18 protein-coding genes and 4 pseudogenes are annotated in these 16,234 nt (G+C 74.0%); 11 read left to right on the forward strand and 11 right to left on the reverse strand.

Going from position 1 to position 16,234, the window contains the following annotated elements:
- The first annotated feature begins 70 nt into the window (after positions 1–70).
- The gene (locus tag ACFVX6_RS24850) at positions 71–799 is read left to right on the forward strand and encodes a DUF4232 domain-containing protein (protein ID WP_389694875.1); all 729 of its coding nucleotides are present in this window, start codon (positions 71–73) and stop codon (positions 797–799) included.
- A 69-nt stretch (positions 800–868) separates the two neighbouring features.
- Here ACFVX6_RS24850 and ACFVX6_RS24855 read toward each other — a convergent pair whose 3' ends face one another.
- Positions 869–1,252 (reverse strand): VOC family protein, encoded by a 384-nt coding sequence (locus tag ACFVX6_RS24855; RefSeq protein ID WP_389694877.1) that lies wholly within the window; start codon positions 1,250–1,252, stop codon positions 869–871.
- 97 nt (positions 1,253–1,349) lie between these two features.
- Positions 1,350–1,499: a hypothetical protein gene (locus ACFVX6_RS24860; protein WP_389694879.1), complete on the reverse strand. Its 150-nt coding sequence runs from the start codon at positions 1,497–1,499 to the stop codon at positions 1,350–1,352.
- Positions 1,500–1,607: 108 nt separating this feature from the next.
- On the opposite strand from ACFVX6_RS24860, the gene ACFVX6_RS24865 reads away from it, so the two are divergent.
- Positions 1,608–2,660 (forward strand): zinc-dependent alcohol dehydrogenase family protein, encoded by a 1,053-nt coding sequence (locus ACFVX6_RS24865; protein WP_389694881.1) that lies wholly within the window; start codon positions 1,608–1,610, stop codon positions 2,658–2,660.
- Between the two features lie 243 nt (positions 2,661–2,903).
- Positions 2,904–3,632, forward strand: coding sequence for a phosphatase PAP2 family protein (locus ACFVX6_RS24870; RefSeq protein WP_389694883.1), 729 nt, complete (start codon positions 2,904–2,906; stop codon positions 3,630–3,632).
- A 38-nt stretch (positions 3,633–3,670) separates the two neighbouring features.
- On the opposite strand, the gene ACFVX6_RS24875 is transcribed toward ACFVX6_RS24870, so the two are convergent.
- Positions 3,671–4,744 carry a DUF2330 domain-containing protein gene (locus ACFVX6_RS24875; protein ID WP_389694911.1) on the reverse strand — a complete coding sequence of 358 codons (1,074 nt, stop codon included), beginning with the start codon at positions 4,742–4,744 and terminating at the stop codon, positions 3,671–3,673.
- 810 nt (positions 4,745–5,554) lie between these two features.
- On the opposite strand from ACFVX6_RS24875, the gene ACFVX6_RS24880 reads away from it, so the two are divergent.
- The gene (locus ACFVX6_RS24880; protein ID WP_389694885.1) at positions 5,555–5,923 is read left to right on the forward strand and encodes a TauD/TfdA family dioxygenase; all 369 of its coding nucleotides are present in this window, start codon (positions 5,555–5,557) and stop codon (positions 5,921–5,923) included.
- Entirely contained in the window at positions 5,920–6,201 is a 282-nt protein-coding gene (locus ACFVX6_RS24885) for a hypothetical protein (protein WP_389694887.1), read from the forward strand. Before ACFVX6_RS24880 ends, ACFVX6_RS24885 begins: the two co-directional genes overlap by 4 nt.
- 129 nt (positions 6,202–6,330) lie before the next feature.
- Here the strand turns inward: ACFVX6_RS24885 and ACFVX6_RS24890 are convergent.
- Together ACFVX6_RS24890 and ACFVX6_RS24895 are read right to left on the reverse strand one after the other, a co-directional pair.
- Positions 6,331–6,405, reverse strand: a pseudogene (locus ACFVX6_RS24890) (hypothetical protein); the annotation flags it as partial.
- Between the two features lie 145 nt (positions 6,406–6,550).
- Positions 6,551–6,712, reverse strand: a pseudogene (locus ACFVX6_RS24895) (GntR family transcriptional regulator); the annotation flags it as partial.
- Positions 6,713–6,883: 171 nt separating this feature from the next.
- Here ACFVX6_RS24895 and ACFVX6_RS24900 point away from each other — a divergent pair.
- Complete coding sequence (locus ACFVX6_RS24900; RefSeq protein WP_389694889.1) at positions 6,884–7,270, forward strand: cupin domain-containing protein; 387 nt, start codon at positions 6,884–6,886, stop codon at positions 7,268–7,270.
- Between the two features lie 64 nt (positions 7,271–7,334).
- Positions 7,335–7,817 (forward strand): hypothetical protein, encoded by a 483-nt coding sequence (locus tag ACFVX6_RS24905; RefSeq protein ID WP_389694891.1) that lies wholly within the window; start codon positions 7,335–7,337, stop codon positions 7,815–7,817.
- Positions 7,818–7,872: 55 nt separating this feature from the next.
- On the opposite strand, the gene ACFVX6_RS24910 is transcribed toward ACFVX6_RS24905, so the two are convergent.
- The 4 genes and pseudogenes from ACFVX6_RS24910 to ACFVX6_RS24925 form a co-directional block, all read right to left on the reverse strand.
- On the reverse strand, positions 7,873–8,538 hold the full coding sequence (locus tag ACFVX6_RS24910; RefSeq protein WP_389694893.1) for an HAD family hydrolase: 666 nt from the start codon (positions 8,536–8,538) through the stop codon (positions 7,873–7,875).
- Positions 8,535–9,690, reverse strand: a pseudogene (locus ACFVX6_RS24915) (ABC transporter ATP-binding protein). Before ACFVX6_RS24915 ends, ACFVX6_RS24910 begins: the two are co-directional and overlap by 4 nt.
- A 5-nt stretch (positions 9,691–9,695) precedes the next feature.
- Positions 9,696–10,679 carry an ABC transporter permease gene (locus ACFVX6_RS24920; RefSeq protein WP_389694913.1) on the reverse strand — a complete coding sequence of 328 codons (984 nt, stop codon included), beginning with the start codon at positions 10,677–10,679 and terminating at the stop codon, positions 9,696–9,698.
- Positions 10,676–11,275 (reverse strand): annotated as a pseudogene (locus ACFVX6_RS24925) (ABC transporter permease); the annotation flags it as partial. The gene ACFVX6_RS24920 and the pseudogene ACFVX6_RS24925, both read right to left, overlap by 4 nt.
- 48 nt (positions 11,276–11,323) lie before the next feature.
- On the opposite strand from ACFVX6_RS24925, the gene ACFVX6_RS24930 reads away from it, so the two are divergent.
- A complete protein-coding gene (locus ACFVX6_RS24930) occupies positions 11,324–11,491 on the forward strand; it encodes a hypothetical protein (RefSeq protein WP_389694915.1) in 168 nt (55 codons plus the stop codon).
- A gap of 14 nt (positions 11,492–11,505) precedes the next feature.
- Here ACFVX6_RS24930 and ACFVX6_RS24935 read toward each other — a convergent pair whose 3' ends face one another.
- Positions 11,506–12,339 carry a reductase gene (locus ACFVX6_RS24935; RefSeq protein WP_389694895.1) on the reverse strand — a complete coding sequence of 278 codons (834 nt, stop codon included), beginning with the start codon at positions 12,337–12,339 and terminating at the stop codon, positions 11,506–11,508.
- A 71-nt stretch (positions 12,340–12,410) separates the two neighbouring features.
- Here ACFVX6_RS24935 and ACFVX6_RS24940 point away from each other — a divergent pair, with 71 nt between their 5' ends.
- Positions 12,411–13,442, forward strand: coding sequence for a LysR family transcriptional regulator (locus ACFVX6_RS24940; RefSeq protein WP_389694897.1), 1,032 nt, complete (start codon positions 12,411–12,413; stop codon positions 13,440–13,442).
- A 233-nt stretch (positions 13,443–13,675) separates the two neighbouring features.
- Here the strand turns inward: ACFVX6_RS24940 and ACFVX6_RS24945 are convergent, their stop codons facing one another.
- Positions 13,676–14,353 (reverse strand): hypothetical protein, encoded by a 678-nt coding sequence (locus ACFVX6_RS24945; protein WP_389694899.1) that lies wholly within the window; start codon positions 14,351–14,353, stop codon positions 13,676–13,678.
- Between the two features lie 256 nt (positions 14,354–14,609).
- Here ACFVX6_RS24945 and ACFVX6_RS24950 point away from each other — a divergent pair, with 256 nt between their 5' ends.
- Complete coding sequence (locus ACFVX6_RS24950) at positions 14,610–15,407, forward strand: CoA transferase subunit A (protein ID WP_389694901.1); 798 nt, start codon at positions 14,610–14,612, stop codon at positions 15,405–15,407.
- A gap of 1 nt (position 15,408) precedes the next feature.
- A complete protein-coding gene (locus tag ACFVX6_RS24955) occupies positions 15,409–16,056 on the forward strand; it encodes a CoA transferase subunit B (protein ID WP_389694903.1) in 648 nt (215 codons plus the stop codon).
- Positions 16,057–16,234 lie beyond the last annotated feature (178 nt).

The following is a 16,234-nucleotide window of genomic DNA, read 5'->3' on the forward strand; positions in this document are numbered from 1 at the left end:
CGTGGCAGGGAGTCGTGTACCTGCACGCGAGTGCCGGTGCGGGACCGGTCGTGAACCTCGGGAGCACCCAATGCAGTACACAGCAGGCACCGGCCGGACCGTGGCGGCTCTGGCGACGGTTCTGGCGGCCGCGGCTCTGATGACGGGCTGTACGCCGACCGGTGACGGCGGCGGGGCCGACGGCCCGGCCGCGCCGACCGCGGCCTCGCGGCCGGCCGAGCCCACGGCCACCGGCGGCGACAAGGGCGGAACGACCAGCAGCGGCGCGAGCGGAGGCTCCACGGGCGGCGCGTCGCCCTCGAGCTCCTCCTCGGGCGGCGCCTCCTCCGGTGGTACCGGTGGCGCGACGAAGAAGCCCTGCACGGTCGACGACATCAAGGTCTCCGAGGGGCACCAGGCCGACGTCCGCCCGCCGGGCACGGGAACCGGGGCCGCCGTCGTCTCCGTCACCAACACCTCAACGTCCTCCTGCAAGGTGTACGGCTACCCGACGGTCGCGGCGGCGGGCAACGGCTCGCCGGAGAAGAACAAGCCGCTGGCCACCACCCGCACCGGACCCGACGCGACCAACGTGGTGCTGGCCCCGGGCGCCCGCGCCTGGACGAAGCTCACGTTCGTCCAAGTCCAGGGCGAGGCGGACGGCTACTGCGCGTCCGGCGCGACCCCGGGCTCCTACCCGACGGTCGTCATCGGCGTGCTCGGCGCCGGGATGCACCAGATCGCCATGGACGACGGCGTGTTCGCCTTCTGCGACGACAAGGTGACCGTCACCGCCTGGTCCTCCGTCAAGCCGTCCTGAGGCGGGCAGACCCCACGCAGACCCCACCGGGCCGGAAACGGCTCGGATCCGCGGACCAATGTGCGTGGGTCAGAGGGGCTGCAGGCGGGTGCGCAGGAGGCAGAACTCGTTGCCTTCCGGGTCGGCCAGCGTGTGCCAGCTCTCGGCGCCGGTCTGGCCGACGTCGACCGGGCGGGCGCCGAGGGCGAGCAGGCGCTCCAGCTCGGCGTCCTGGTCGCGGTCGACGGGGTTGACGTCGATGTGCAGGCGGAGCTTCCCCCGTCGCGGGTCGCTGCTCGGACTGAGGACGAGGGTCGGCTGCGGACCTCCGAAGCCGGCGGCGGCCGGCCCGATCTCGATGCTCCCGTCGTCCTCCCGGGAGAGCTCCACGTAGCCCAGGGCCTCGCTCCAGAACGCGGCGAGGCGCTCGGGGTCGGCGCAGTCGATGACCAGCTCACTGATGCGGCTTACCATGCCCGCCAGTGTACGGAGACGACCCGCGCGCCGGACCGGAGCAGGACCGGATCCAGACCGGGAGCCGGCCCAGGACCCGGCCCAGGAACCGGACCGGCTACTTGATGACCTCGACCTTCTTGTCGCCCGCGGCCGCGTACGCCGACGCGCTCGCGCCGAGGGCGGTGACGGTGAGGGCGAGCAGGACGGATACGGCGGCGGCCGTGGCGCGCTTACGGGTCGTCTTGCGGGTCGTCTTGCGGGTCACGGGGTCCCCCTGGTGGTGTGTGGTGGTCGTCCCGGCAGCTTCGCATCCGGGCCCGGGGCCGACAAGGGAGTCCCGGTCGGACGGATCAGTCGAGTGGAGGCGGTCGGCGTGCGCGCGGTGGTGTTCGAGCGGTACGGGGAGCCCGGCGAGGTGCGGGACGTGGCCGATCCGGTGCCGTCCGGCGGTGGGGTGGTCGTACGGGTCGAGGCGACGGGGCTGTGCCGCAGCGACTGGCACGGGTGGATGGGGCACGACCCGGACATCACGCTCCCGCACGTGCCCGGCCACGAACTGGCCGGTGTGGTCGAGGCGGTGGGACCGGGAGTCGTCAACTGGCGCACCGGGGACCGGGTGACGGTGCCGTTCGTCTGTGCGTGCGGAAGCTGCGCCGAGTGCGCCGCAGGGCAGCACCAGGTGTGCGCCCGGCAGACGCAGCCGGGGTTCACGCACTGGGGGTCCTTCGCCGAGTACGTGGCCCTGGAGCATGCCGACGTCAACTTGGTGGCGGTGCCAGAGGAGCTCTCGTACGACACCGCGGCCGGGCTGGGCTGCCGGTTCGCGACGGCTTTCCGGGCCGTCGTCGCGCAGGGGCGGGTGGCGCCGGGCGAGTGGGTCGCCGTACACGGCTGTGGCGGCGTGGGGCTGTCGGCGGTGATGATCGCGGTGGCGGCGGGAGCCCGGGTGGTCGCCGTGGACACCGCGCCGGCCGCCCTGGAACTGGCGCGGTCCTTCGGGGCCGCGCACTGTGTGGATCCGGGTCGGGTCGACGCGGCCGACGCCGTACGGGAAGTGACGCGCGGCGGTGCGCACCTGTCCCTCGACGCGTTGGGTTCCCCCGCCACGGCCGCGGCGTCGGTGAGAGGGCTGCGCCGGCGCGGACGGCACGTGCAGGTCGGGCTGCTTCCCGCGGCGCGGGGTGCCGCGGCGCTGCCGATGGAGCGGGTCATCGGCTGGGAGCTGGAGATCCTCGGCAGCCACGGCATGGCGGCGCACGCGTACCCGCCGATGATGGAACTGGTCCGCTCCGGAGCGCTACGGCCCGACCTGCTGGTCACCTCCACGATCCCGCTGGACGGGGCGCCGGCCGCGCTGGCGGCGATGGGTACCGCGCCGGGGCCCGGCATCACGATCATCCGGCCGGGGGCCGACGCGCGGATCTGACGGGCGGCACGGCTGCCGGCCTGTGGAGCTGCCGGCTTGCCATGCTGCCGGGCTGCTGGTCGCGAGGGGCTTGTGGTGCGGGGAGGGCATGGCTACATTCCTTGATTACACGTGTAAGCACGAGATGTGGCCACTCTGAACCCGCCACACCCCCTGCACCCCCTTACACCCCCGCAGCCCCTCCCCCCACACACCCTCCTCGTCTCCCCTCTTTCTCCACCCGCCGCGAGAGGCAGCACAGCCATGTCCACGATCCCCGTCGACCCACCCCTCGAAGCCGTCGCACCCGCGTCCGCGACGGACCGGGGCAGCCGCCGCACCGGCACCCTCGGCCTCGGAATCGCCCTGCTCGGATCCGCCGCCGCGCTCGGGCTCGTCGTACGGAGGGACGTCACGCGGCCGCCCTTCCAGGCCCTCGACGACCGCTGGCTGACCTGGATGGGCGGACCGCACGAGGGGCTCCCCTCCGTGCTCGCCACGCTGCTCAACTGGTTCGGGGGGCCGGCTGGCTCCGTCGTCCCGCTCGGCCTGCTGGTCTTCCTTCTCGTGCGGCGGCGCTGGGTGTCGGCGGGATTCCTCTTCGCCGTCTACATGGCCGGAAACATGCTCGTCGTGCAGGGCCTCAAGCACCTGGTGGACCGGCCGCGCCCGGAGAACCCGCTGGTCCGGGTCGACCACGGCTCCTTCCCCTCCGGGCACGCGGCCGGCGCGGCGCTCCTGGTCGTCATCGTCGGCGCGATCCTCGTCCCGGCCGCTCGGCGCCGGGCGTGGTGGATCGGCGGCGCGGTGTTCACGGTGGCGATGATGTGGAGCCGCACCTGGCTGCACGCGCACTGGCTCAGCGACACCGCCGCCGGGGCCCTGGCAGGCGTGGGGGCCGGACTGGTCGCCTGGTGGCTCTGCGCCCCGGCACTGGCCCGGGAGGCCGGACAGGTCACGGGGCGTGCGTGCACGCGGCGGCGGTCTGCGTAAGCGCAATCCCCGCCCGCTGACGGCAGGGGCCGCGCCGGTTACACGTGCGGGCGGCCCGGCCCTGCGGTCGTCCGGCCGCGGCGCAGCCGCAGCGCGGTCAGGACGGCCGCCAGGGCCGCCGCCAGGAGCACGCCCCCGATCGTGAGGATCCAGACCGGGACGCCGCCGGCCGTGAGCAGTTCGTCGGTGTACTCGACCCGGCGGTACGGGGCGTCCCCGGCGGCGGCGCGCAGTTCGTGGTCGCCGTCGATCCGGGACGGGACCGGGAAGCTCTGGTCGATCGCCGTCAGGAACACCGGCTCGGCGCCCGCGAATTCGGCGACCGGTCCCGTCGGGGTGATCCGCCCGGCGAAGGTCACCTCGGGCGCGTTGCCCCCGATCGCGGAGACGGGTTCCATGCGGTGCTCGGCCAGGACGTACAGGCCCAGCGACTGGGCGGTGGCGGCCAGCCGCGACAGCCGCATCGGGTAGACGAGCCGGTCGCTCTCGAAGCGGATCAGGAGCGGGTCCAGGGTGCCGCGCAGGGTGGCTCCCGGCTCCCGGGGGGCGAGGCGTACGGCGACGTACTCCCAGCGCTGCTCCACGTACGGCTCCAGCTCGACGGAAAGGCGGTCGGGGAGGACGAACCCGTTGGCCTCGAGCCAGTCGCCCAGCGCCTCGGGGTCGGTCGCGGTCAGACGGGCGACGTCGAAGTCGCCGAGCCGCTCCCGGCCGATGACGCCGACCTGCGCCTCTGCGCTGCCGGGCGGGGCCGCTCCGGCGGCGTCCCCCCGGCCGGAGTCGAGGGGCCAGTCCCCGCGCCGGGGCCAGAAGTAGCTGCGGGTGCGGTACTCGGGTCCGGTCAGGTCGACCAGGCGCGAGAAGAGCCCGGGGTCGCCGAGGCGGACCGTGGCCCGTCCCGGCACCGGCATGACCCAGGCGGCCCGCTTGGCATCGCCGCCGACGGTGAACCGCATGGCCACCTGCTCGGTCCTGCCGTCCCAGCGGACCACCGAGGCCTCACGGGAGACTCCGATCCGCGAGGTGCCGTCGGGGACCATGGCTCCGCAACCGCAGGCGTAGGCCGGGCTGACGAGGGACCCCAACTGGGTCACGAGCAGCGCCACCAGCAGGAACCCGATCCTGCGCCTGATCCACACGGCCGTCCGCGCCGCTGCGGTCCGGACCCGCGCGGCCGCCACCCCTGCCGTCCGCACCCTTGCCGTCCGCACCCCTACGGTCCCCACCCCTGCCGTGCCCATCGTCTCCCCCACACCCTTCGCTCAGCCGGCCGCGGGCCCGTTCACACGCGGACCCCTTGCCCTGCGGGCCCGTCGGGCCCGGGTCTCAGACGGCCGGCGCCGCGATCCGGTTCCGGTCACCTGGGCACCGCCTGCCGGTCACCTGCTCCTGCCACGCTGCGGGCACCCCAGAGTTGTGTATACAACTTCTCCCAGCATGGCAGGAGCCACGATGTCCGTACCGGCGATCACCCGCCCGCCGCGCCCTGGCTGCGCGACAACTGCCCCTGCGCCGAGTGCCGCGACCCGCGCACCGGCCAGAAGCTGTTCCAGATCACCGAGCTGCCCGTCGGCCTGGCCGTCGGCTCGGTGCGCCAAGCGGCGGCCGCCGACGGCGGGCCGGGCTGGGGGGGTGGTGTGGCAGCCGGACGGCCACCGCTCCCTGTACCCGGCCCGGTGGCTCGACGCCCACGGCCCGGACTGGCCCGGCCTACGGTGCGGCCGGGGACGGGCGGACCGAGGCGGACAAGGAGCTGTGGGCGGCGGGGGACCTGGACGGGCGGATCCCGCAGGCCGGCTGGGACGCGTACATCAGCTCCCGCGAGGTCCGCGAGCAGGTCCTCGACAGCGTGGTCCGGCCCGCCGCGCTGCTGCGCAAGCGGGAACCGGAGGCCTTCGAGGTACTGACCCACCCGCGTACTGGTGGAGTTCGCCTTCGCCGCCGCGCACTGCGAACTGCGGGCCCACCGGCCGCTGATCGATGTGGACCCGCTCGGGCGGATCCGCGAGGTCCGCTTCAACAACGGCTCCATCTCCACGCTGCACCAGCCCGCCGCCGTACTGGAGGAGTTCTACGCGGCCTACCGCCTCTTCGGCGAGCTGCTGGAACGGCCCGAGCTCCGGCTCGACTTCCGGCTCGCGCCCGGGGGCTGCGTGGTCTTCGACAACACCCGCCTGCTGCACACCCGTACCGCCTTCGCCGAATCGGGGGGACGCCACCTCCAGGGGACCTACGCCGGCACAGCCACACCGGGACCGACCGGCCGGCCCGGTGGTTCGGGCCGGAGGTGACCGAGCCGGTCCGGCTGCACGTGGCCGCCAAGCGCCACCTGTGCACGGCCGAGCCGGGCTACTTCGACCTGCTCTCCGAGGCCTCCGTACACACCCTGCGCGTCCAGGGCTGCCCGATGACCGCCGAGCAGGCGCGCGCGTTCGAGGCGCTCCCGGGAGCGGCCGACGCGGTGGCCGTGCGGCGCCGGGACGAGCAGGCCAAGGACCCCGAGCTCGCCACCCCCGGTTTCGACCACTTCCGGCCGCTGCTGGAGGCCCTGCTGATCGAGAACGCCTGATCAGGGGGTGAGCAGTCGGCCCAGCGCGCCTGCTGCGGTGGTGTGCACGGTGAACGCCACCGTCCCCGGCAGGTAGCGGTCCTGCGACCACTCCACCGGGATCCCCGCCGGGTCGGTGGAGCGGCGCCGTTCGCGCAGCAGGGCCTCGCCCTGCGGACAGCCCAGCAGCCGTGCGTCGTCGGCGTCCGCGGCCGCGATGTCGATGGTGTGGTGGGCGTCGGCGAAGAGGACTCCGTGCCGGGCGAGTTGCTCGGAGTACGGCCTCCCCCGCGCCGCCGGGGACGACCCGTCGGGTGCCGCGCCGCGAGGTGATCAGCCCGTCGGTCCGCAGGGCGGCCAGGGCCTGGCGCACCGTACCCCTGGAGACTCCGTAGCGGCGGGCGAGTTCGTCCTCGGCGGGCAGGCGCGCGCCGGATCCGTACTCGCCCGCGGTGATGGCGGCGCGCAGGTCACCGGCGACCTTCAGGTAGAGCGGTGTCCTGGGTTTCGGGTCGCGCGGTGCCTCGTTCACGGGGTCAGGCTGCCATGGCCCGGGAGGGGCGAAAGGCCCGGGAGGTCGGGACGTTTCACCCGGTATTGAGATGATGCCCGTCGTCTAAATTCGAACCGTGACCGGAAGGACCGGTGGCCGTGGCCCGGCCCGCACGGCGGAGCCGCGCACCAACGTGCAGAGGAACCACCCATGTTCGGCATGACCATCGACACCACTCCCGACACCACCACCGGCGGCCCGGCGCTGCGCCTCGACCCCGCGGGCGGTCCGTTCCGCGAGCTCGCCGCCGTCCGGATCCAGGTGCCGGCCGGCGGGACGATCCCGGCCCACGCGCACGGGGCGTCCGAACTGTTGCTCACGGGCGTCGCCGGAACGGTGGAGGCCTCGTGCGGGTGCGGCGCCAAGACGGTGACCGCGGGCACCTTCGCGATGCTGCCGGCCGGCAAGGAGATCACCCTGGTCAACCACGGCACGGAGCCGGCGACGGTCCTGGCGGTGTTCTCGCAGAGCGAGTTCACCGAGGGGCTGCCGCGGGCCGCGGCGAAGGGCTGCGGCTGCCAGGGGCACGGCGGCTGATCCCCGGGTCCCCTTCGGGAGGGCCGCTCTGGACTGGCCACCGGCCTGATCCCATACTTCTCCCGTGAGAACGACGGATAAGCAGCCCCGCACCAGCCCGCTGGTGCCCGACGCAGTGGCCCGGGAGATCGCCCGGCACGACTGGAACTCCATCGAATGCGGCTGCGGCCGCCCGGCGGGTCACCTCGTGGACACCTTGTGGGACGCGGCCGAGGGACACCCGGCCGCGTTCCGCGCCCTGGAGGGCCACGCCTTCCACAACGGCGTGCTGCGGCCGCCCGCCCCGGCGGTGTGCGGGGTCCTGATGGCCGTCTGGTCCGCCGGCCCGCCCCGGCAGTCGACGCGCGAGGGCCTGCTGTGGGCCCTGCTGCGCCTCCTCGGCACCGAGGACGACGGCTCCTCGCACGAGGCCGGCCTGTACGGCCAGTGCGCCGCGCACATCCGCGCCTGCGCGCCCGGGTTGCGCGATACGGCGGCCCGGCGCCCGGGATCCGAATCGGCCGCCTACGCGGAGGGCATCCTGAGCCTGCTCGACCTGGCGGTCTAGGCCGTCTCCGTCGGATCTTGCGCCGGTCAGGCCCGAAAGAGACGGTCCAGGCCCGTCAGACGCCCAGCGGTGCGACCAGGCAGGCCCGCAGGGTGGCCGGGGTGACCTCCGAGAGGGAGGGCGCGAAGGTGCGTACCGGCGACGCGGGGACCTCCAGCAGGGACGGGACCACCAGCACGGCGCAGCCGGCCGCCTCGGCCGAGGCCGCGCCGTCCGGGGAGTCCTCGACCGCCACGCACTGCCGGGGCTCCGCGCCGAGGCGCGCGGCGGCGGCCTCGTAGGGGTCCGGGTGCGGCTTCGTCAGGGACGTGTCGTCGGCGGACAGCGTGAAGGCGAAGGGGACATGGGCCAGCGAGCCGCCCACCACGGAGTCCACGACCACCCGCGGCGAGGCGCTGACCAGGGCGAACGGCAGGCCTTCCGCTTCCAGGGCGGCCAGCAGCCGCTGCGCGCCCGGACGCAGCGGCACGCCCTGCTCGACCCGGCCGAAGAAGCTGTCGGTCAGGGCCCGCGCCACTTCCTGCGCGTCCCCCGCACGGGCGGCCCGTACGAGGTGAGCGGCGGTGTCCTCCACCGCCCGGCCGACCACCTCGGGCGCGTCGGCGTCGGTCAGTGCGTACCCCAGGTCAGCGGCGATCTCCACGGTGGTCTGCCACCACAGGACCTCGGTGTCGACGAGGGTGCCGTCCATGTCGAAGAGGACGGCGGCGAGTCCGGTCATAGGGCATCCCCCGAGGTTGAGGTTGATGTTGAGGCTGAGGTGGTCGCGGCGACGACGACGAGGACAGGCCGTTCGGCCAGTCCCACGGCGGCCCGCGCGCCCGGTACGAGGGCTCCGGCGTCGCGCGAGGGCAGGTCGGCCTCGATCCGGGTGCCGTCGGGCAGATCCAGGTGGAGCCGGGTCACCGACCCGAAGAACGAGGCCGATACGACGGTGGCCGTGCCCCCCGGCGCCTTCTGCGGCTGCCGTCACCGTGATGTTCTCGGGGCGTACGAGGACCTCGACGTCCGGGATCGAAGGCACCGGACCGTCCACCGGCAGCCGGGAGCCGGCCACTTCCACCGTCCCGGAGCCGGACAGCCGTCCGGGGAGCCGGTTCATGGTGCCGACGAACTCGGCGACGAACGGGGTCGCGGGCCGCTCGTACAGCTCGGCCGGAGCGACGCACTGCTCCAGGCGGCCCGCGTTGAGCACGGCGACCCGGTCGGCCATGGACAGCGCCTCCTCCTGGTCGTGCGTGACGAACACGGTGGTGATGCCCAGGGAGAGCTGGAGCCGGCGGATCTCCTCGCGCAGTCCGGCCCGCACCTTCGCGTCGAGCGCGGAGAGCGGCTCGTCCAGGAGCAGGACGCGGGGGCGCAGGGCGAGGGCGCGGGCGAGCGCGAGCGCGACGCGCTGCTGCTGTCCGCCAGACATCTGGTGCGGGTACCGGTCGCCGTGGTCGGGCAGGCCGACCAGGTCGAGGAGTTCGGCGGCGCGCTCGCGGCGGGCGGCCGCGCCGACCTTGCGGACGCGCAGGCCGAAGGCCACGTTGTCGCGGGCGCCGAGGTTCGGGAAGAGGCTGTACGACTGGAACACCATTCCGGCGTCGCGGCGGTTGGCCGGGATGCGCGTGATGTCCCGTCCGTCGAGGAGGACTTCGCCGGAGTCGGGCTGTTCGAAGCCGGCGCCGACGCGCAGCGCGGTGGTCTTTCCGCAGCCCGACGGGCCGAGCAGGGCGATGAGTTCACCGGGCTCGATGGTGAGGTCGAGTCCGTCGAGGGCGACGGTGGGGCCGAATGCCCGGCGCAGGCCACGGAATTCGACGCGCGCTCCGCCGGGGGCCGCTTCGCTTTCCGCGGACTTCCTGGCCTCGGGAAGGGTGAGGGACATGCAGGTCAGGACTCCTTGCCGGAGGTGCGGGAGGTACGGGAGTGACGCGAGGTCCCGGGAGACACGGTAGCGGGGGCGGTGCCCGCCCGGGAGAGGAGGAGCAGCAACAACCAGGTGATGAGGAGGCTGAGGACGGAGACGGCCACCGACATGCGGGCGTGCGCTCCGGAGATCGACACGTTCCACACCGCGAAGGGCTGGAAGCCGAGCAGCGAGGCGAGGGTGAACTCGCCGAGGACCAGGGCCAGGGTGAGGAAGCCGGCTCCGGCGAGGGCGGCCTGCAGGTTCGGCAGGATCACGCGCAGGACCACGTACGGCCGGCTCGCGCCACAGCTGCGGGCGGATTCGACCAGGGTCGGGACGTCGACGGCACGCGGACCCGCGTCGAGGGAGCGGTAGACGAAGGGCAGGGGCGGTGCGAGCACCGTGTACGGGAGGACCAGGACGAGGGGGAAGTCCGGGTTCTGGACGGCGAGGAAGGTCTGGTAGAGCGGGGTTCTGGAGAGGTGTTCGGGACCCCAGCGCAGCACCGTGGAGATACCGGTGACCAGCGCGATCGGCGGCACCACCAGCGGCATCATGCACATCACCTCCACGACCGGGCGCAACCGCGGCGAGCCGATCCGTACGGCGACCAGCGCGGGTACGGCGAGGAGCAGCGAGGCGGTGATGGTCGCGGCGGCGAGGCCCAGCGAGAGCAGCAGGCTGCGGGTGAGCCCTTCGGCGCCGAGCAGCTGGGTGTACGCCTCGAAGCTGATGCCCTGGCCGGGGACGTGCACGGTGAACACGAAGGAGGCGAGGAGCGGAAGGAGGAAGTACGCGCCGGCGAGCGCGAGCACCGCTCCGCGCCACACCCGGGGCCGGGGTCGGGAGCGGAACCGGCGCGGCGCACGGGCCCGGGGATCCGCAGCGGCCGGTGTGTGCGCGGCGGCCGGTGCGCTCGAAGTCGCCGGGGCGGCCTCGTCGTTCGGGGCGGGCGTCGGGGTCATCGCAGCCATCGGACGCTCCGTCGCTGGAGGGGCAGGTAGACCGCCATGACCAGACCGGCGATCACGATCATGTCGAGGCCGAGGGCCAGGGCCACGTTCTCCTGGCCGGTCAGCACGTTCCCGGACAGGACGTCCGCGATCTTGAGCGTGACCAGCGGGACGGAGCCGCCGATGAGGGCGGCGGCCGTGGCGTGCGCGGCGAAGGCCGTGCCGAAGAGCAGCACGAACCCGCCGAGCAGGGAGGGTGCGAGGACGGGCAGGCCGACGTGGCGCCAGAACTGCCATCCGCTCGCCCCGTTGTTCTGGGCGGCCTCGCGCCACTGCGGGCGCAGTCCGCCCAGCGCGGGGACGGTCACCAGCACCATGAGCGGGGTCAGGAAGTAGAGGTAGACCACGGTGAGGCCGGTGAAGGAGTAGAGGTTCCAGCCGAGGCCGGTCAGGTCGGCGAGCTGGGTGACGACCCCGGAGATGCCGACGGTGGCGGCGAAGGCGAAGGCGAGCGGGACGCCGCCGAAGTTTGCGAGAACTCCCGAGGCGGTCAGCGTCGCTCCGCGCCGGGCCCGGGAAGGGGAGGTGACGACGGCCTGCGCGAGCAGCTCATCGACGCCCTGCCCGCCGGGAGCGAGGACGCCCGGCTGCTGGGAATCCGCCGCGGTAGCCCGCTTTTGCGCCAGCGGCACGTCTCTGCGACCCGCACGGGCCGCCCCATCGAGTGGTCCGACGACCGCTACCGGGCGGGCAGCGTCACCTTCAGTGTGAACAACTCGGCAGTAGCAACTCCGTTGGAGCGCCGGGCCGGGGACCAGGCCTAGGCCGACCCGGGTCGCTACGCCCGGAGCTCGGCGGCGCTCTCCCCGATGGCCTCCGGGAGCCAGTCCGCGAGCCGCCCGAAGCGGAAGCCGAGCGCCGCGGCCCGGCCGTTGTCCATCGCGTAGGCACGGTCGAAGGAGAACGGCGAGGCCTCCGACCCGGCTGCGACCGTCCGCAGGAGCGGCGCCCGCCCGACCCGCTCGGCGACGGCTCCGGAGAGCCCGAGCACGTCCAGTTCCCCGTGCGAGGCGGCGTTCACCGGCCCCGTGAAGTCCCGCTGCCCGGCCCAGTGGAGGAACCGGGCGATCTCGTGGTGGTGGATGAAGGAGGTGGGGTACGGGGCTTCGTGCACCGCCACCGGGATCCCGGCGCCGATCCGCTCCACGTAGTGCGCGAGGCGGCCGGTGAACTCCGCCCGGCCGCCGCCGAGTACGTGCGCGGTGCGCACCGCCACGTGACCGAAGGCGGACTCCGCCCCCAGGACGGCCTCGGCCCGCCTCTTGCCCTCGGCGTAGGCGCGCGCCTCGGGGGTGGGCGGCGCGGGGTCGTGGACCTCCATCGTCGAGGTCATCACGTACCGCCCGGTGCGGCCGGCGAAGACGCGGCGGGCGGTCTGCGCCTGTCGGGGCGTGTAGCAGACCTGGTCGAAGACCACGTCGAAGGTGCGCTCCCCCAGCGCCGTCCGGAGCCCCGCTTCGTCATCCCGGTCGGCGATCAGGTGGCCGACACCGCGGGGCGGGGCGGCGGAGCCCCGGTTGAGGACGGTCACCTCGTTCCCGGCGTCCCGCTCCAGGGTGACCAGGTGCTTTCCGAAATAGCGGCTTCCGCCGATGACGAGAATCTTCTTCATGCCCGGGACTCTGCCGCGATACGGTCCCCAGTGGAACTACCGGAATGCTGTACGCGTCGTAAGGGAAACTGATGATCGATGTGCAGCGGCTGCGCATCCTGCGCGCCGTGGCCGAGCACGGCAGCTTCAACAAGGCCGCCGGAGCGCTGCTCTTGACGCCCTCGGCCGTGTCCCAGCACATCGCGGCCCTGGAGCGCGGCCTCGGTCACCCCGTCGCCGTGCGCAGTACGCGCGGGATCACGCTCACCGAGCCGGGCCGGCTGCTGGTGGAGGCGGCGGAGGCGGTATCGGCCGAGCTCGAGCGGGTGCGCCACGAGATCGACCGGGTCACCGCCGAGCGGCCTCGGTTGACGGTCGCCACCTTCGTGAGCGGTGGCCGCAGGCTGCTGCCGGGCGCGCTCGCCGGGTTCGTGGCCGTGCATCCGGAGGTGGAGCTGACGGTGCTGGAGGCCGAGCCGGAGGAGGCGGTGCCCATGGTGGCTTCGGGCGCCGCCGATCTGGCGCTGACGTACCACTTCGACGGGCCGCTGCCGCTCCGGCCGGGGGCCGCGCTCGACTGGCTGCCGCTGATGGAGGATCCGCTGGCGCTGGTCCTGCCGCCGGGTCACCGGTTCGCGGGGCGCGGGTCGGTCGCCCCGGCCGAACTCGCCTCCGACCGCTGGGTGCTGGGCTGCCTCAAGACGGAGGCGTACCTGCGCAGGTACGCGGAGCGGGCCGGTTTCGACCTCCGGGTGGCGGCTTCCACCACGGACTACTTCTTCGCGCGCTCCCTCGTCGAGGCGGGAGTCGGCGTCGCACTGATCCCCGGGGTCGCACTTCCCCCGGGGGACGCGGACGGGACCGGGAACTGGCGCAGGGACCGGGACGGGCGCGGGGATGTGGGCGGGGACCGGGCTGGGCGCGGGGGCGGGGCCGGCCACGGGGGCGGGGGTCGCGATCGGGCAGGCCGCGGCGTGGCCGTCGTACCGATCGAACCGCCCTGCCCCGCACGGCACATCGGCGTGCTCACGCCGCGCCGACGCCGTCCGCATCCCTACGCGGCGGCCCTGACCGAGGCCCTGACCGGGGTGGCACCCGGGGGGCCCGAGGTGGCGCTGCCGTGATCCGGCTCCTGTCCGCCCTCGCCGCCGATCCGGCCCTGCCCGCCGGGCTGCTGGACCCCTCCGACGTGACCCGTTGCACCGGCCGTCAGTAGCCTTGACCCTGCGACCGTCCGGACACCCCGCGGGAGCGAAGGGTTGGCCACCGCAGCCTCGGCCGAGTCCATTGGCGGGCGGCGATGGAGGAGCTGCTCCATCGCGCGGGCCGGAGCGCCTGACCGGGCAGGGGCCCCCGGTCAGGGAGCCGCCGTCATCGGGCCCTCCAGGGTCGTGGGCTGCGCGCCCTTCGTGACGGTGACGGGGATGCCCCCGGTGGCCTTCTCCAGCCGCGCCTTGAACTCCGCCGACGCCGCGCCCTCCTCCGTGGAGGTGACCTCCACCGCCGCACCGTGGCTGCTGCCGACGCTGTAGATCGGGAAGCCGGCCTCCAGATCGATGAGCTTGTTTCCGGCGGCCCGGAGGGTCCGGTGCGTGTACTTGCTCAGGTACAGGTCCACCCGGGCCGGGTCCGCTTCCGGATCCGCGGCGTGCGCCGCCGCCACGAGCAGCCGGCCGCGGGCCAGGTCGGTGACGCAGAGGGCGACCCGGCCGGCCGGGTGGTCGACGATCTGGGTGGAGTAGACGTCGGCGAAGGCGCCGTAGCCCTGTGCTCCGATGGCCTGCGAGAGCCGTTCGCCCTCGGGGGTGTTGGCCGGGGTGTCGTCGATCAGCACCGGCGGCGACTGCGATGCGGTGGGGTCGGTCACCGGGCACGATACGGCCGCCGCAGGCCGGGCGGGCGCCCCGCCGGGGTCGACCGGCTCGGCCACGACGGCCTTTCCGCAGCCGGTGAGCAGCACGGCGGCGCCCGCGCTCACGGCGAGGGCCGCGGCCGCGTTCAGGCGGGCGGCCCTACTCGTTGTGCGTGCAGGCACAACCCGCAGGTATCTCTCGGTGGTTCGACGCTCCATCGGTTCCCTCTTCTCCGGTGCCGGATCGGCACCGCTGTGACGCGCGCCCGACTCCGCCGGTTCCCCTGGCGCCGGGGCCCACAACGGGACGGCCCGCTGTGGGCCCGGCCGCCATGGCCAGGGCGGGCCGGCGGTTCCTAGGGTCGGTCGGGCGGTCCCGGCCGCGCGTCGGCCCGTTCGGGTGGCCGGCGGCCCGGGGCCGGGCGATGGAGGGTGTGCGATGGGGCTGGACAAGGTGGCCGCGAGCGCGGCCGGGGCGGTGGCGGACATCCCCGCCGGAGCCTCGCTCGCGGTGGGCGGCTTCGGCTTGTGCGGGGTGCCGGGCGTGCTGATCGGCGCGCTGCTGGAACGCGCGGAGGTGCACGGCCTGGAGGTGGTGTCGAACAACTGCGGGGTGGACGACCGGGGTCTGGGACTGTTGCTGCGCGAGGGCAGGATCGCCCGGATGACCAGCTCGTACGTGGGCGAGAACAAGGAGTTCGCCCGGCAGTACCTGAGCGGCGAACTGGAGGTGGAGCTGGTCCCGCAGGGCACCCTGGCCGAGCGGCTGCGGGCCGGTGGCGCGGGCATCCCGGCGTTCTACACCCCGGCCGGGGCCGGTACGCAGGTCGCGGAGGGCGGCCTGCCGTGGCGCTACCGCGCCGACGGCGGAGTGGCCGTGGCTTCGCCGCCCAAGGAGCTGCGCAACTGGGGCGGCCGGGAGTACCTCCTGGAGGAGGGCATCACCACCGACTTCGCCCTGGTGCGGGCGGCGGCCGGGGACCGGCACGGCAATCTCGTCTTCCATTCCTCGGCGCGCAATTTCAATCCCCTCGCCGCGATGGCGGGGCGCATCACGATCGCCGAGGTGGAGGAACTGGTGGAGCCGGGAGAGCTGGATCCGGACGCCGTCCACCTGCCGGGCGTCTTCGTCCAGCGGGTGGTCCTCGTGCGTCCCGGTGATCCGGCGGCGGAGCGGCACGTCGAGCGTCGCACGGTCCGGACGGCCATCGTCCCCGAACAGCAAGGCGGCATGTGACATGGCTCTGACGCGCGAGCAGATGGCGGCCCGCGCCGCCCGCGAGCTGACGGACGGTACGTACGTGAACCTGGGCATCGGGCTGCCCACCCTCGTCCCCGGCCACGTGCCGCCGGGGGTCGAGGTGGTGCTCCAGTCGGAGAACGGCATTTTCGGCGTGGGCCCGTACCCGCTCCCCGACGGGGTGGACCCGGACCTGATCAACGCGGGCAAGGAGACGGTCACGGTCCGGCCGGGGGCTTCGTTCTTCGACTCCGCGCTGTCCTTCGGCATGATCCGCGGCGGCCACGTGGACGCGGCCGTCCTGGGCGCCATGCAGGTGTCGGCCTCGGGCGACCTGGCCAACTGGATGATCCCGGGGAAGATGGTCAAGGGGATGGGCGGCGCGATGGACCTGGTGCACGGCGCGCGCCGCGTGATCGTGCTGATGGAGCACACCGCCAAGGACGGCACGCCGAAGCTCGTGGAGCGGTGCTCGCTGCCGCTGACCGGGCGCGGCGTCGTCCACCGGGTGATCACCGACCTCGCGGTCCTCGATGTCACCCCGGAGGGGTTCCTGCTCCGCGAACTGGCGCCCGGAGTCTCCCTGGACGAGGTCCGCAGGGCGACGGACGCGGAGCTGGCGGTGGCGGTGGAGACCGGTCGTTAGCAGCGGGTGGGAGCCTCGCGCAACCCTTGCGGACGGGGCAAGCGGGGTTCGGACTATGGCGCTCCGCGCCATGCCGCAGCGGGCGCGGCCGCTCTTACGGTGGCGGGCACCGCGGGCCCCGACGACGGGGCCCGCCCTGCCCCCCGCCTCAGGGAGCCGCCATGACCTTGCGCAACAG

It is taken from the genome of Streptomyces sp. NPDC058289 (assembly GCF_042880975.1).
GTDB lineage: Bacteria > Actinomycetota > Actinomycetes > Streptomycetales > Streptomycetaceae > Streptomyces > Streptomyces stoeckheimensis.

What these genes read in the sequence shown, in the direction of transcription:
- ACFVX6_RS24850 (WP_389694875.1), top strand. Translation starts at nt 71, where the DNA reads ATGCAGTACACAGCAGGCACCGGCCGGACCGTGGCGGCTCTGGCGACG.
- ACFVX6_RS24855 (WP_389694877.1), bottom strand. Translation starts at nt 1,252, where the DNA reads ATGGTAAGCCGCATCAGTGAGCTGGTCATCGACTGCGCCGACCCCGAG.
- ACFVX6_RS24870 (WP_389694883.1), top strand. Translation starts at nt 2,904, where the DNA reads ATGTCCACGATCCCCGTCGACCCACCCCTCGAAGCCGTCGCACCCGCG.
- ACFVX6_RS24900 (WP_389694889.1), top strand. Translation starts at nt 6,884, where the DNA reads ATGTTCGGCATGACCATCGACACCACTCCCGACACCACCACCGGCGGC.
- ACFVX6_RS24910 (WP_389694893.1), bottom strand. Translation starts at nt 8,538, where the DNA reads ATGACCGGACTCGCCGCCGTCCTCTTCGACATGGACGGCACCCTCGTC.
- ACFVX6_RS24920 (WP_389694913.1), bottom strand. Translation starts at nt 10,679, where the DNA reads ATGACCCCGACGCCCGCCCCGAACGACGAGGCCGCCCCGGCGACTTCG.
- ACFVX6_RS24935 (WP_389694895.1), bottom strand. Translation starts at nt 12,339, where the DNA reads ATGAAGAAGATTCTCGTCATCGGCGGAAGCCGCTATTTCGGAAAGCAC.
- ACFVX6_RS24940 (WP_389694897.1), top strand. Translation starts at nt 12,411, where the DNA reads ATGATCGATGTGCAGCGGCTGCGCATCCTGCGCGCCGTGGCCGAGCAC.
- ACFVX6_RS24950 (WP_389694901.1), top strand. Translation starts at nt 14,610, where the DNA reads ATGGGGCTGGACAAGGTGGCCGCGAGCGCGGCCGGGGCGGTGGCGGAC.
- ACFVX6_RS24955 (WP_389694903.1), top strand. Translation starts at nt 15,409, where the DNA reads ATGGCTCTGACGCGCGAGCAGATGGCGGCCCGCGCCGCCCGCGAGCTG.